The 14,638-nt window shown below is 33.4% G+C and carries 14 protein-coding genes; 12 read left to right on the forward strand and 2 right to left on the reverse strand.

The annotated features are described in order from the left end of the window. Nucleotides 1–59: 59 nt before the first annotated feature. Both FLAVO9AF_RS12010 and FLAVO9AF_RS12015 read left to right on the forward strand, forming a co-directional pair. Nucleotides 60–2,843, forward strand: a complete 2,784-nt coding sequence (locus tag FLAVO9AF_RS12010; protein WP_159688987.1) for an outer membrane beta-barrel protein — start codon at nucleotides 60–62, stop codon at nucleotides 2,841–2,843. Nucleotides 2,844–2,926: 83 nt separating this feature from the next. Then, the gene (locus FLAVO9AF_RS12015; protein ID WP_159688990.1) at nucleotides 2,927–3,688 is read left to right on the forward strand and encodes a GLPGLI family protein; all 762 of its coding nucleotides are present in this window, start codon (nucleotides 2,927–2,929) and stop codon (nucleotides 3,686–3,688) included. A gap of 313 nt (nucleotides 3,689–4,001) precedes the next feature. Here the strand turns inward: FLAVO9AF_RS12015 and FLAVO9AF_RS12020 are convergent, their stop codons facing one another. Further along, nucleotides 4,002–4,310, reverse strand: a complete 309-nt coding sequence (locus FLAVO9AF_RS12020) for a hypothetical protein (protein ID WP_159688993.1) — start codon at nucleotides 4,308–4,310, stop codon at nucleotides 4,002–4,004. 88 nt (nucleotides 4,311–4,398) lie between these two features. Further along, nucleotides 4,399–5,451, reverse strand: coding sequence for a ferredoxin--NADP reductase (locus tag FLAVO9AF_RS12025; RefSeq protein WP_159688998.1), 1,053 nt, complete (start codon nucleotides 5,449–5,451; stop codon nucleotides 4,399–4,401). Nucleotides 5,452–5,592: 141 nt separating this feature from the next. Here FLAVO9AF_RS12025 and FLAVO9AF_RS12030 point away from each other — a divergent pair, with 141 nt between their 5' ends. The 10 genes from FLAVO9AF_RS12030 to FLAVO9AF_RS12075 all read left to right on the forward strand — a co-directional run bounded on the left by FLAVO9AF_RS12030 (nucleotide 5,593) and on the right by FLAVO9AF_RS12075 (nucleotide 14,161). Beyond that, nucleotides 5,593–5,928: a PadR family transcriptional regulator gene (locus tag FLAVO9AF_RS12030; RefSeq protein WP_024980561.1), complete on the forward strand. Its 336-nt coding sequence runs from the start codon at nucleotides 5,593–5,595 to the stop codon at nucleotides 5,926–5,928. 6 nt (nucleotides 5,929–5,934) lie between these two features. Beyond that, nucleotides 5,935–6,540, forward strand: a complete 606-nt coding sequence (locus tag FLAVO9AF_RS12035; protein WP_159689001.1) for a hypothetical protein — start codon at nucleotides 5,935–5,937, stop codon at nucleotides 6,538–6,540. A 9-nt stretch (nucleotides 6,541–6,549) separates the two neighbouring features. Further along, a complete protein-coding gene (locus tag FLAVO9AF_RS12040) occupies nucleotides 6,550–7,224 on the forward strand; it encodes a hypothetical protein (protein WP_159689004.1) in 675 nt (224 codons plus the stop codon). 2 nt (nucleotides 7,225–7,226) lie between these two features. Continuing rightward, on the forward strand, nucleotides 7,227–7,889 hold the full coding sequence (locus tag FLAVO9AF_RS12045) for a hypothetical protein (protein WP_159689007.1): 663 nt from the start codon (nucleotides 7,227–7,229) through the stop codon (nucleotides 7,887–7,889). A 6-nt stretch (nucleotides 7,890–7,895) separates the two neighbouring features. Then, nucleotides 7,896–8,603 carry a hypothetical protein gene (locus FLAVO9AF_RS12050; protein ID WP_159689010.1) on the forward strand — a complete coding sequence of 236 codons (708 nt, stop codon included), beginning with the start codon at nucleotides 7,896–7,898 and terminating at the stop codon, nucleotides 8,601–8,603. Between the two features lie 48 nt (nucleotides 8,604–8,651). Further along, nucleotides 8,652–10,112 carry a DUF5687 family protein gene (locus FLAVO9AF_RS12055; protein WP_159689013.1) on the forward strand — a complete coding sequence of 487 codons (1,461 nt, stop codon included), beginning with the start codon at nucleotides 8,652–8,654 and terminating at the stop codon, nucleotides 10,110–10,112. Between the two features lie 50 nt (nucleotides 10,113–10,162). Further along, nucleotides 10,163–10,858 carry an ABC transporter ATP-binding protein gene (locus FLAVO9AF_RS12060; protein WP_064715907.1) on the forward strand — a complete coding sequence of 232 codons (696 nt, stop codon included), beginning with the start codon at nucleotides 10,163–10,165 and terminating at the stop codon, nucleotides 10,856–10,858. 86 nt (nucleotides 10,859–10,944) lie between these two features. Further along, a complete protein-coding gene (locus tag FLAVO9AF_RS12065; RefSeq protein WP_236552318.1) occupies nucleotides 10,945–13,560 on the forward strand; it encodes a lipopolysaccharide assembly protein LapB in 2,616 nt (871 codons plus the stop codon). A 3-nt stretch (nucleotides 13,561–13,563) separates the two neighbouring features. Further along, the gene (locus tag FLAVO9AF_RS12070; protein WP_159689019.1) at nucleotides 13,564–13,953 is read left to right on the forward strand and encodes a polymer-forming cytoskeletal protein; all 390 of its coding nucleotides are present in this window, start codon (nucleotides 13,564–13,566) and stop codon (nucleotides 13,951–13,953) included. After that, entirely contained in the window at nucleotides 13,934–14,161 is a 228-nt protein-coding gene (locus FLAVO9AF_RS12075; protein WP_159689022.1) for an AtpZ/AtpI family protein, read from the forward strand. Before FLAVO9AF_RS12070 ends, FLAVO9AF_RS12075 begins: the two co-directional genes overlap by 20 nt. The last annotated feature ends 477 nt before the right edge of the window (nucleotides 14,162–14,638 follow it).

The following is a 14,638-nucleotide window of genomic DNA, read 5'->3' on the forward strand; positions in this document are numbered from 1 at the left end:
GTATTTTTTGAGATGCTTTGTTATCGTGAAATTTTAATACAATTAAACAGAAACTATTTATGCAAAGAATTACAGGATTAATTACAATTTTGTTTTTATATTCATTTTCAGTCTTTTCTCAACAAGTACATCTCTCGGGTACTCTAACCGATGGAAATGAAAAAACACCCGTTTACAATTCAGTTGTTGCTTTATTAACTCCCGTAGATTCTATTTTATATAAGTTTACCCGTTCCGATAAAAAGGGAAATTTTAATTTTAAAAATGTAAAAGCAGGAAACTATATCCTGATGACTTCACATTATCAATATGCCGATTATATAGATCCTATAATCATTAAGGAAAACGAAAATAAGTTGGAAACGATTGCTTTGAAAAGCAAGATAGAACTGCTGCGTGAAGTGGTTATCAAAACAGGTTCGATTAAAATCAAAGGGGATACTACCAGTTACAGAGCAAGTGATTTTGTTGTTAGTGAAAACGCAAATGTAGAAGAGCTTTTAAAAAAGTTACCTGGAATACAAGTAGATAAAAATGGAACCATAAAAGCTATGGGTGAGACGGTGCAAAAAGTTTTGGTAGATGGTGAAGAATTTTTTGGAGATGACCCAGGTATGGCGGTAAAAAACTTACGAGCCGATGCAGTAAAAGAAGTACAAGTTTTTGATAAGAAAAGTGATCAAGCCGAATTTACAGGAATAGATGACGGTAATACTAAAAAAACAATTAATTTAAAATTAAAAGAGGACAAGAAGAAAGGATATTTTGGTAAAATAGACGGTGCCAACGAACCATTTACAGCTGCTGATTCCCGATACAATACCAATCTTATGTTTAGTAGTTTTAAAGGCAAAAGAAAACTTTCTGCATTTTTATTAAACGGAAATACTGGTCAAGATGGACTGGGTTGGGAGGATAGTGAGAAATTTGGATCTCGCGATGATAGTTTTAGTATGAATATGGATGATGATGGAAATGTAAATTATGAATGGGTAGGCGATAATAACGATGGTGAACCATACGTAGATACTCAAAATGGATTTATCAAGAACACCAATGCAGGATTACAATACTCTAATAAGTGGAATGAAAAACAAAATTTGAATGTATCTCCAAAATTCAATAAGCAAATTTATACTAATAATAATAGTAGACTTTCTCAATCACAAGTTGGAGATACGCAATTGAATGTAGATGAGACGACAGTAACAAATGTAGATCGAAGTAATTTTAAACTCAAAGCTATTTATGATGTAAAATTAGATTCAGTAAACTCCTTGAAAATTACAGCGAACTCAAATTTTTATGATACAGAAAGTGATGAATTTACAAACGGAACTACAACAGGAAGTGATGGAATATTGAAAAATAAACAACAGCGAGCTTTTACCACAAATTCAGATAAGGCAGTGTTGTTTGCTAGTGTTTTGTTTAAACATAAATTTGCTAAACCGCGTCGTACTTTTACCGTAAATAGTAGTTGGAATATGATGAATACCAACTCGAATAATTTTTTAAAGTCCTCTAACGAGAGTTACGTCAATGGTGTTTTTGATACAAAAAATGATGTAGATCAAAATAAAATAGGAGATAAAACAACTAAAAATTTTTCAGCTAGTTTTAGTTATTCTGAACCTATAGCTAAACAATTTTCACTTCAGTTTGCTTATCAAATTGCTTTTGATAAAGGTAAAAACAACTATTTTACTTATGATTATTCAGCAAATACAGGACAGTACGATCAATTGGTGGCTTCATTGTCGAATGAATTTGATCAAGCAATAATTACGCACAGACCCAATTTAAAATTGAGTTACAATGCAAAAAAAATCAATTATAGTATAGGTAGTGGTTTTGGTTTTACTTCTTTTGATTTGTTAGATAAAACTATGAATAAAGAATACAAACGTAGCTATACTAACTTTTTTCCATCGGCAAGTTTCTCATACAAATATAAAAGTAATAGTAACTTAAGGGTTAATTATTATGGGAGAACCATTCAGCCTACTCTAGATCAATTACAACCATTAAGAAATAATCAAGATTTTTTTAATCAAACGTTAGGGAATCCAGATTTAAAACAATCTTTTAATAATAGAATAGAAATTTTTCAGAGTAGTTATGATATGTTGACAGAAACTCAATTTTATCAAGGAATTTATTTTAACACAACCACTAATGCCATTATCTATAGTAGTATAATAGATCCAGAATCGGCTAAAACCATTTCTAAACCTATTAATACCAATGGAAATTTCTCAGGAAATTTTTATTTAGGATACGGATTAAAATTCAATAAAATAGATATGAGAGCTGATTTCAGTCCATTTTTTGGTTACATTAAATCAGCACTTAGTATTAATACTATAATGGGGAGTTCGGAGAATTTAAACACAGGACTTTCGGTTTATTTAAGTAAGTCCAAACAAAAGAAATATGATATAAACTTAAGTAATAGGTTTACATATAATCGAAACAGTACTACTCAAAACAGTGAAATTAAATCGTTTAACACCAATACGTTGAGCTTAGATATGGGGGTTTATTTTGCAGAAAAATGGAAACTATCTACAGATTATAGTTTAAATACAAGACAAAAAACGGTTGATTTTCAAGACAATCTAACCAATCAATTGTGGAATGCTAGACTACAACGTACTTTTAAAAATGACGAATTTACGGCCTATTTTATGGTACGCGATATTTTGAATCAAAACATAGGCATACAAAGAAATATTTCTGGAAACACCATTAGTCAGGAACAAAACGATAGGCTAAAAAGATATGCTATGATAGGTTTTACTTGGAATTTTAAAAATAAAGGTGAAACAGAAAAAAAATAGATTAAAGGCTAATTAGGTTATAATAAACAGAAATTTTAATAAAAATTCTATCATTTGTAATCTTAACTCACAACTTAAAAACAATGAAAACAATACTTTTTTTTATAACGGCACTCTTTTTTACAATAACATCAACTGCTCAGCAATTTGTAGATAAAGCTGTAATTGAATACGAAGTAAATACCAATCTAAAAAAGACGATGAGCAACGATAGCTGGGATGAGATGATGAAGGACAATCTTTCGGACCTTAAAATTTCTTATTTCAACTACACTTTTGCCGATAATAAAAGCGTATTTAAATTTGATAGATGGAGTCCAAAAACAAGAATTCCAAAATACCTAAAAGATTCAGATGAAGAAAACAGTTGGTATTTTGATTTTAATTTAGGAATATTCAATATGCAAAAGCAAATTATAGGAACTAATTTTGTTGTATCTGATAGTATTCCAAAAATTGAATGGAAGATTACGAACGAAAACAGAGAAATTGCGGGGTATAATTGCAGAAAAGCGGTTGGTAAAATTTTTGATGACGTCTATGTATTTGCTTTTTACACTGATGAAATTACGATTTCTGGTGGTCCAGTTTCAATAAGTGGGTTGCCAGGTATGATTTTGGGGCTTACAATTCCAAGGTTATATACTTCTTATGTAGCTACTAAAGTAGATGTTTCAGTTAAAGATACTACCATTATAAAGCCCATTGTAGCCAAAAAAACATATGACATAAAGGGTTTAAAATCGTTGATGGAAGAGAAAACAAAGGAATGGTTTACCTATGGTGAGGATAAAGAAGAAAACAAAAGACAAAAAAATATGTTCTTGTGGAATGCTTTTTTATAGTAATCAATGAAAAAGACACTATCTCAAAAAGTGTGTAAGTTGAAAAGTCAAGGCTTCGGTTTTTATAATCGGAGCCTTTTTTCAAATATAAGGGTAAATTGGTTTAAAACCACTCCCCAATTTCGAATAGGCATTGACCTGTCAATCATAACTATGTAAATATATAAAAGGTTAAAAAGTTATTTCCGAAAATTTTTGAGCTTTTTGAATTAGCTCAAATTTTCAGAATAACTTTTCAACTTACACAGTTAGTGAGACACTACCATGAAAAAATCCAAATTCCAAGAGTATAGTTATTGGAATTTGGATTTTATTATAAATAAATCTTCTCGTCTCGACAGCGTTCTAGGATATAGCTTTTCAAATTCGAAATAGTGGCTTGATAATTCGGCGCTTCATAGCCAAAACGCTCGTGTTCCATTTGTTCTTTTTCGATAGCATTGCAACCTTTGAGCACTTCTTTCAACATATCGAGCATTGCTAATTCTTTGTTCTTGGCTTGTTGAAATTTGAATTCTACAATTTCATCTTGCAAGGCTTCGCAATAGTCCATCAATTCTACCACTTCAGGTTCGTCCAAAAGATAGTCTTTGTTTTTAAAAATTTCACGTATCGATTTCATAAAACGCGGCTAATTTCAATTCCAACAATCAATAATAGTATTCACAATAGCGACTGACGACTAAGGACTGAACACTGAATACTACCTATTACACATCATCAAAATCCACACGAAGTGTTGAAGAAGTTGGATAGGCTTGACAACTTAGAATTAAACCTTCGGCAATTTCATCATCAGAAAGAATAGAGTTTTTCTTCATTTCGGCTGTACCTTCGGTGATACGACATAAACAGCTGCTGCAAATTCCGCCTTGACATGAATAAGGAGCATCGATACCTTGTTTAAGTGTCGCTTCGAGTAGGGTTTGCTTGGCCGACATTTCGAAAGTGGTTTCTTCGTCGTCTACCAATACGGTAATAGTAGTATGACCATCTACAGTTGCGGAAATCGTTTTTTCTTGCGTAGAAGAAGTAAACAATTCAAACTTAATAGCCGATTCTTTTACATTTTTCTCTTTTAAGATGGTAGAAACGGTAGTAATCATTTCTTCGGGACCACACAAAAAGTACTTGTCAAAATTCAGCGCGGCGTGTTTTTGCGTAAGTACGGCATTCACAACCGATTTGTCAATTCGTCCAAAAAAGCCTTCTCCAGCGTGTACTTTGCTATAAACATAATGTACAAAAAGACGTCCAACATATTGCAATTGCAAGTCGTGTAATTCTTGATGAAAGATGGTTTCTTCAGGTGTTTTATTACCATAAACCAAGACAAAAGAACTTTTTGGTTCGCTTTTTAATACCGATTTTAAGATAGAAATTACAGGAGTAATTCCGCTACCTGCTACAAAAGCGGCGTAGTTTCTTTGACGTTCGGCATCAGGAGTGAAGGTGAATTTTCCTTCGGGTTGTCCTACTTCGAGTACGTCTCCCGCTTTTAATCGGCTTGTGGCAAATTGAGAAAACAGTCCATTTTTTACCGCTTTTACAGCAATGCGCAATTCCCCACTTTCAGGAGCAGAACAAATAGAATAGGCTCTGCGAATCTCTTGATTGTCTAGGGTTAAACGCAAGTTAAGGTATTGTCCTGCGGTAAAAGTATAATTAGAGGTAAGTTCTTCTGGGACATTAAAAAGTATGGAAACGGCGTCTTTGGTTTCGCGTTTTACTTCTTTGATAAGGAGTTTTAAAAAGGAAGGCATAATTTGATTTTTTTTACAAAGATAGCAAAGACCATAACTTTGATTGCGCAACCGATTGAATTTTTTATACCTAATTTTGTTATGTATAAGAATCTTATGTATATTTGTGATTCAAAAATAGATTTTCTAATTCTTCAAAATATGAAAAACTCACAGTTATACAAAGGCAGTCTCAACACCATTATTATGAAGTTGTTGGAAGAAAATGGTAAAATGTATGGGTACGAAATTACCCAGAAAGTAAAGGCGTTGACGCAAGGAGAATTGACCATTACCGAAGGTGCCTTGTATCCAGCGTTGCACAAATTGGAAGCCGAAGGATTGCTAGATGTAGAGATAGAACGAGTAGACAACCGCTTGAGAAAGTATTATAAACTCACCGAAAAAGGAACCACAGAAACCGTTAATCGATTAGCGGAGTTGGAGGATTTTATCCGAAATATGCAAAGTTTAGTGAATCCAAAATTAGAATTTTAGTGCGCTATGGTAGTTTTAAATCAAGAACAAATAAAATTTATTGACCACTATTTACAAGTTTCAAAAGTGCGTTATGCTGATGTGCGTTCGGAATTAACGGACCATATCGCTACAGCTGTAGAGCATAAAATGCAAGACGAAGCGCTGGATTTTTATGAAGCTTTTAAAGTGTTTATGGCAGTCAATAAATCCCAGTTGTTACAGAGAAACAATGCAACTTTTGCTTACTTAAAAGAAGCTATTGTTAGTTTTTGTCCCACGCTATGGCATCCCATTACCTTAATTTTTGGTGGTATGATGCTTTTCTTAGTTTGGTATTTTGATTCTATTTTATCGTTTCAAGGAATTCATTACGCAAGTTATTTTTTGATTTTGTGTTTAGGATTAACGCAAAGAATGTATTTCTCTTTGGTGATGAAAAAACGATACTTACGTTTAGAGTATTTGAATTATGCCTTGATGACAATTTATTTTTTAAATGCTATGCTTAATGGTTGGTTTGATGATTTTAAAGGAAACGCTATAACTCTTTCAATAAGCATAACCTTGTTTTTTGTCTACAGTCGTTACGCTTTTTCTACCATTCAGAAATTTAAAACCAACCGTATTTAATTATTTTTTATGAAACTAACCACCGAACAAATTGATTATATAGAACATACTTTAGTTAAAAATGGTCTTGATTTTGAAGATCTTAAATTTGAATTGATTGATCATATTGCATCCGAAATTGAAGTGACAATGACTATTGATGAAATGTCTTTTATGCCCGCTTTTTATAGGGTTTTCGATACTTGGAAGGCGCAATTGAAGCCAAGTCAAAGTGCTGCTTTTTTAGGACGAAATTTAGTGGCTCCTAAAATTGTAATCGATCGATTGTCCTCTTTGAAGAAAAGAGAACTTTTAACAGGACTCGTGTTTTGTTTTATAGTAACACTCCTGTTTTATGGTATGAGTTCTATACCAGTTTTTAGAACCGTACTGCATTATGTTGAATTAATTATTCCAAAATCATTTTTGTTAACTATTATAGTGCTACTAGTATCCAAAATCTTATTGTATCAATCAAAATTGAAGACAACTTATTCAGTGTTGTTTAATAAATCATTTTTATTATCTGTACCATTTTGTGTCATTATTAGCTTAGGTGGTTTTTCATTTTTCCGAACTGAAAACATTGAGGATATAAGAATAAGTTCGGTTGCAGCCACTGTTTTGTATGGTTTTTTCCTTTTTTCTTCAGCGCGATTTTTATACCAACATTATCAATTTGCACAAAAAATTAAAAGAGTGTAATTATGAAACTAACCACCGAACAAATTAACTACATCGAGAATTACATTCAATCCTTTGATATTAAATGGTACGAAATTCAAGTGGAACTGACCGACCATATGATTTCAATTATGGAAGAAATCTGGGAGCAAGACCCGGAATTGACTTTTCATCAGGTAAAGCACCAAGCGGAACAGCGTTTTGGTAGAGGCTATTTTAAATCAATAGTGGCAGAGCGAAAAGCTATTTTGCAAAAAGAATACAACAGACAACAAAGAAAAATGGTTGCTGAGTTTCTAAAATTTCCCAAAATTATTGCAAGTATTTTATTAGGTGTTGTAGCATATCAAGTTTCTTTTTATTTTGAAAATCCTGCTAAATATCTTGGAATTCTTTTTGGATCTTTATTCTTTTTGTCAGTACCGATGATTTACAATTGGATAAAATACAGAAAGATAAATGGTAAAAGTTTTTTAGCTATTGAAATTACTTCAGGGAGGGTATCAGCGGGTCCAATGTTGGGTATAAGTTTGGCGAACTTTATCAAGCAAAGTATTGACTATAATTCCAATTTTCTAATTCCGAGTATTAGTATATGGGTTTTGCTTTTTTTGATTTGTATCACGGGACTTCATATTCAAACAACTATCCTCAAAACCATCAAAAAGCAATACCAACTTTCCTAAATTTCTATGAAACTAACCAGCGAACAAATCGATCAATTGTATAGGTTCACGCGTCAACATTATGTTGAATGGTATGATCTCCAAACCGAATTGGTGGATCATTTGGCGAATGCTATTGAGGAACAATGGCAAGAGAATCCAAAGCTTTCGTTTGATCAAGCCTTACAAAACGAATTCAAAAAATTTGGCGTTTTTGGCTTTATGGATGTGGTAGAAGGCAAACAACGATTTTTACAAAAGAAATACAATCAGATTGTGTGGTCTATTGTGAAGACTTTTTTTACGCTACCCAAAATTATGGGAACGATTGGAGTTACAGGGGTACTGTTTTTGTTACTAAAATCAAGTCATTACAATGGCGATTGGGTGTTGCTTTTTTATGGATTATTGGTGCTTTTTGCTTTGTATGGTATGATCTCAAATCGTATGAAACACAAAAAGCAAATTCAAAAGCATCAAAAACGCTGGTTGATGGAGGATATTATGCATCAATACGGTGGTTTCGCTGGCGCGATTATTTTTCCATTAAATCTCTTTATGCAACTGTTTAATCGAGTAGAACATTATATAAGTAATACCTATTTTTTAGTTTTCGCCAGTTTCTTTTTGGTACTGATGACTATTTTGATGTATGTTATCTTTTTTGAAATTCCTTCACAGTCTAAAAAATACCTTTTACAAACCTATCCAGAATATTCTTTGGCTAATTTGTAACGTTTTATATTCTTTGTTTACTTACTCTTCAACTAAACCCAAATAACTATGTTTTTACGTTTTATTTACCTCGAGTGGAAAGCCTTTTTGCGTTCAGCTTCCTTTGGAACGAGCTTGGCGATGCGAATTTTAATGGGCTTTTTGATTGCTTATTTTACCTTGTTGTTTTTAGTGCTAGGAATTGGGGGTTTTTACGCCCTTAAGAAAATGAATTTAGACCCATTGGTAACCATCAATAAATTTTTGGTCTACTATTTTCTATTTGATTTGGCCTTTCGATTAATGCTTCAAAAAATCCCTGTGCTCAATATTCGTCCTTTACTAGTCTTACCGATTAAGAGACCTACGATTGTGCATTTTTCTCTAGGAAAGACAGCCTTATCTTTTTTCAATATTTTGCACGCTTTTCTTTTTATTCCTTTAAGTGTCGTTTTGATTTATGAAGGGTATGATGTGGCATCTGTAGTGTTTTGGCATTTGGGTGTTTTTGCCTTGGTGTACATCAATAATTTTTTGAATATTATATTGAGTAATAAAGACCAATTATTTGGTATTTTCCTTGCGATTCTTGCAGTGCTTGGTGGATTACAATATTACGGTTATTTTGATGTAACGCTATACAGTGCTCCGTTTTTTGAGGCTTTATTTCATACTGTAGGAGTGTTTCTTATTCCACTTGTAATCTTAGGATTGTTGTACTATTACACCTTTGTTTATTTCAAAAACGAATTATATCTCGATGCTGGTTTGGCGGTAAAAGGTGAAATTGCTAAGACAGAAGATTTGACTTGGTTGAATCAATTTGGTACTTTAGGAACTTTCTTGAAGAATGACATTAAATTAATCAAAAGAAACAAACGTTCCAAAACAACGGTTCTTATGAGTGTGCTGTTTTTGTTTTATGGGTTGATTTTCTTTGGCAACCCAACTCAGCCACAAGTGATGTACATTTTTGCAGGAATTTTTGTTTCGGGTGGATTTTTATTCACATTTGGTCAATTTGTACCGAGTTGGGACAGTTCGTATTATCAATTGATGATGACGCAAAACATCCCGTATCGTGGCTATTTGAATTCCAAATGGTGGTTAATTGTAATAGCAACTTTTGCTTCTACGATTTTGGCTAGTTTCTATCTTTATTTTGGATGGCAAGTATATTTGACCATTGTGGCTGGCGCGATTTACAATATTGGAATCAATTCACATCTGGTACTCTTAGGAGGTGCTTTTACGAAAACGCCAATCGATTTAACTCAAAGTCAAGGTGCCTTTGGAGACAAAAAAGCATTCAATGTCAACACGATGTTGCTCTCTATCCCAAAATTAGTTTTGCCTTTGCTTTTGTATGGTTTGGGAAAATATTTTGGCGGACAAGAATTAGGTTTGGGCCTTGTTGCTCTTGCGGGAGTAATTGGTTTTGCAATGAGAAACTGGGTGTTCCTTCAAATTGAAAAAATTTACAAAAGAGAAAAATACAAAACCATTGCGGCTTACAAACAAAAAAGCTAATTTAAAAGAATACCTTCTAACCTCTAATTTCTAACTTCAGACTTTTCATTATGATACAAGTACAAAACCTCTCAAAATCATACAACGGAACCACCGTTTTAAAAATAGACCAATTAGAAATTCCAAAAGGAGAAAGTTTTGGATTGGTCGGAAATAATGGCGCTGGAAAAACTACTTTTTTCAGTTTGCTATTGGATTTAATTCACCCAACTACAGGAGCCGTTATAAATAATGGCGTTCAAGTTAACACTAGCGAAGGTTGGAAACCTTTTACGGGTTCCTTTTTGGATGAAAGCTTTTTGATTGGGTATTTAACCCCCGAGGAATACTTTTATTTCATTGGTGATTTACGTGGACAAAACAAAGCCGATGTGGATGCTTTATTGGCAAAACACGAAGAGTTTTTTAATGGCGAAATCCTAAAAAACAAAAAATACCTGAGAGACTTGTCTAAAGGAAACCAAAAGAAAGTTGGGATTATCGCAACTTTAATAGGCAACCCTGAAGTCGTTATTTTGGACGAACCTTTTGCCAACTTAGACCCAACGACCGTAAACCGATTGAAAAAAATCATCAAAGAATTGGCTCAAAATCCAGACGTAACCGTTTTAGTTTCTAGTCACGATTTGTTGCATACCGTTGAAGTTTGTAATCGAATTGTCGCATTGAACAAAGGAGAAGTAGTCAAAGATATTCAAACATCAACAGAGACTTTGGCTGAGCTAGAAGCGTTTTTTGCGGTTTAAATTCGAATATTTCAAAAAGAAACGTATTTTTACCAGTCATTATACTAAAATGATGTTTTTCAAGTTAAATGATAAAACGTTTCCTATTGAAGACTACCGGTTGTAAGCCTTTTTATCCCTTATTTTTATTCATTTTCTTGATAGCTTGTTCTACCAAGAAGAACACTTTTTTGGCCAGAAATTCGCACGCTTTGAGTACGCGTTACAATATTTTGTACAACGGACAAATTGGTTTAGATAAAGGTGTAAATGGGCTTACATCGGGTAATAAAGATAATTTTTGGGAGTTGTTACCCATAGAAAGAATGCAACTTTCAGAGAGTACTACAGCTGAAGATAAACCCAAAAATGCCGATTTTGAATTGGCCGAAACCAAGGCCACCAAAGCCATTCAAAAACACTCTATGAATATTGGTGGGCGAGAGGTCAATTATCAAATGGACGAAGCCTATCTTTTGCTCGGAAAAGCACGTTATTACGACCAGCGTTTTGTGCCAGCCTTAGATGCTTTCAATTATATTCTATATAAATATCCCGAAAGTGATAAAATATACGAAGCTAAAGTCTGGCGTGAAAAAACCAATATGCGTTTGGGCAACGATGCTTTAGTGGTAAAAAACATCAATAAATTACTCAAAGACGAGGAATTCAAAGACCAACCTTTTGCGGATGCCAATGCACTTTTGGCGGAAGCTTTTTTGAATTTAGAACAAAAAGACAGCGCAGTAGCTAAACTCAAAATAGCAGTAGATTATACTAAAATCAATGAAGAAAGAGCTCGTTATCGCTTTATCTTGGGACAATTGTATCAAGAATTAGGGAAAAGAGACAGCGCACTTTTTTGCTACGATGCAGTAATTGCTATGAATCGCAGTGCTAAGAGAGAGTACATTATTCAGTCCTACGCTCGAAAAGCCCAATTATTTGATTATGAAACGGGTGACCCCAATGCTTTTGTAGCCATTTATAACGAACTAATGGAGGATCGTGAGAATCGTCCTTTTTTAGATGTTATCTACCACAATATGGGATTGTTTTATGACAATTATAAAAAACCAGATTCTGCTACCATTTTCTATAAAGCTTCTCTGGAAGCACGTCCTAAAGACCCTTATTTAGAAGCATCCAATTATAGAAATATTGGGACTATTTATTTCAAGGGAACCAATTATCCTTTGGCGGCAAAATACTATGATAGTACTTTAGTAAAGCTTAATCCCAAAACAAGAGAATTTTATAAAATTCAAAAAAAGCGTAAAGATTTAGACGAAGCCATTCGATTAGAAACTAGCACCAAAAGAAACGATAGTATTCTTAAAGTTTTGTCTTTGTCTCCTTCGGAACGAAATGCCTATTATGAAAAGCATATCGTTGCCATTAAAAAGCAAGATTCTATAAAGCTAGTTAAAGAAGAATTACAAAAGCAAAAGTTAGCGAATATAGAGCGCAACTTATCGGCTTCTAGTGCAGACCCAGGAGCTGTAGCGACAGGCCCAGGTTTGCAAAACAAAGCAGCCTATTTACCTCCAAGTGATAACCAACAAACGGAGGCTACCAACACTTTTTATTTTTACAACCCAAAAACGGTGGCTTTTGGAAAGTTAGAATTCAAAAAAATGTTTGGAAATCGTGCTTTGGTCGAAAACTGGTTGTATTCAAATGTGAAAAAAGGAGCCAATGAACCAACAGAAGAAGTAACAGCTGATAATGATGTTATTAAAGAAAAAGCTGTTGAAGAACCGCGTTATACTTTGGCTTATTATTTAAATCAATTACCTACTCAATCTTCGGCAATTGACAGCATCACCAAAGAAAGAAATACAGCATATTACCAATTGGGAGTAGTTTATAAAGAAAAATTCAAAGAGTACGATTTAGCTAGTAGTAAGCTGGAACAATTACTAAACTTTCATCCCGATGAAAAACTGATTCCTCCCACTCAGTACAATTTGTATAAAATATACGAAATCACAAATAAAGCCAAAGCAGCAGCCGTTAAGAATGCGATTACGGCTCAATTTCCTGATTCGAGATATGCCAAAATTATAAATGACCCAACTTTTGATGGAGCCAAAGACAAAGATTCTCCTGAGAATAAATATAAGGAATGTTACGAATGGTTTAAGGACGAAAAATTTGCGGCTGTAATTGCGCGTTGTAACACGATGATTAATCAGTTGACGGGAGAAGAAATTGTAGCCAAGTTTGAGTTGCTCAAAGCAAATGCTTTGGCTAAAACAAAAGGATTGCCAGCCTACAAAGAGGCGATGCAATACGTTGCCGACACCTATGCCAATACCGAAGAAGGAAAAAAAGCAGAAGAGATTATCACCACACAAATTCCTATTTTGGAACGAATGGCGTTTAGTACAGTAGACACCAAAAAGTGGAAGATTATCTTTAGAATTCCTATCGATGATTACAAACAAGAACGAGCTATCGAAAAGCAAGTTTTGGATTTTATGGCTAAAGAAAATTTAGAAAATCTATACTATACTTGTGATAATTATACTGATAAAGAACGCATCTTGTGTATACACGGATTCCAATCAGAAATATATGCGAATGATGTCTCGGTGATTTTTAATAAAAAAGGGTCGCCTTCAGAGGTGCAGAAGGCGATTACTATAAGCGAGGAGAATTACAAGATTGTTCAAATGAAAAAGAATTTAGACGCCTATTTAGCCCCAAAAACGCCCTAAACTATGTTCGACAAAAAAAAGAAACAACCCTATACTGATTTATTAGGTAAAACCAATAGAATAGTAGAAGCAACTAAAATTAAGGGAGATATTTTTTCCCCAGCCGATTTTAGATTAGACGGAGAATTGATTGGAAATTTTACTTCGAATGGTAAATTAGTGATTGGTCCTTCAGGAAAAGTTATAGGCGACATTGTTTGTAAAAACGCAGATATCGAAGGTGTTTTTAATGGAAAAATAACGGTACACGAATTACTTAATATCAAAGCAACGGCTTCTGTAGAAGGCGAAGTGTGTATCGGAAAGTTGGCAATTGAACCTGGTGCTCATTTTACAGCCACTTGTGTAATGCGAATAATAGACACCAAAGTAGATGGAACCCAATCCAAATAAAAGAAAACCTAATAAGTGGTTAGCCTTAATCAATATCCCTATTCAAATGGGAGTATTGATTTTTTTATTTGCTTATTTAGGCCATTGGTTAGATGAGAATCACCCGAGTACAAAAGTGTATTATGTTAAAATTTTAGTTATTGTTGGTGTTTTTTTGGCAATGTACAATGTGTACCGACAAGTAAATGAAATCAATAAAAATCAATAATGAATACCTCTTTTTTTAAAAAAATAATTCCCCTTTTGTTAGCCATTTTAATTTCCTTTGGAGTACACGAAGGGCTGTTTTTTGTATTAAAAATTAACACTCAAAATTTTATTTATTCTTTACCAGAACTTTATGCTTGGTTTACTTTGTTTACACTACTAGTGGTTTTTGTTTTGCTATTGGTTAAGAGGAAAAGCTTGGATAATGTAGGAATGAGTTTTCTGTTGGTAACGAGTATAAAAATGGTCTTTTGTTACCTAATTTTACGTCCTATATTAAAAGTAGCAACTCTTCAAAATTCTGCCGAAAAAATAAACTTTTTTGCACTTTTTATTCTCTTTTTGCTAATTGAGACACTTTTCACTATTCGCTTAGTAAACGAAAAGCAAAAATAGGGGGTTGAAAAAGCCAAATCCGCAAAAAAATTATTTTTTATATTCTTTTGGATATTAATAAAAAATGTACCTTTGCACCAAA

Source organism: Flavobacterium sp. 9R (genome assembly GCF_902506345.1).
GTDB lineage: Bacteria > Bacteroidota > Bacteroidia > Flavobacteriales > Flavobacteriaceae > Flavobacterium.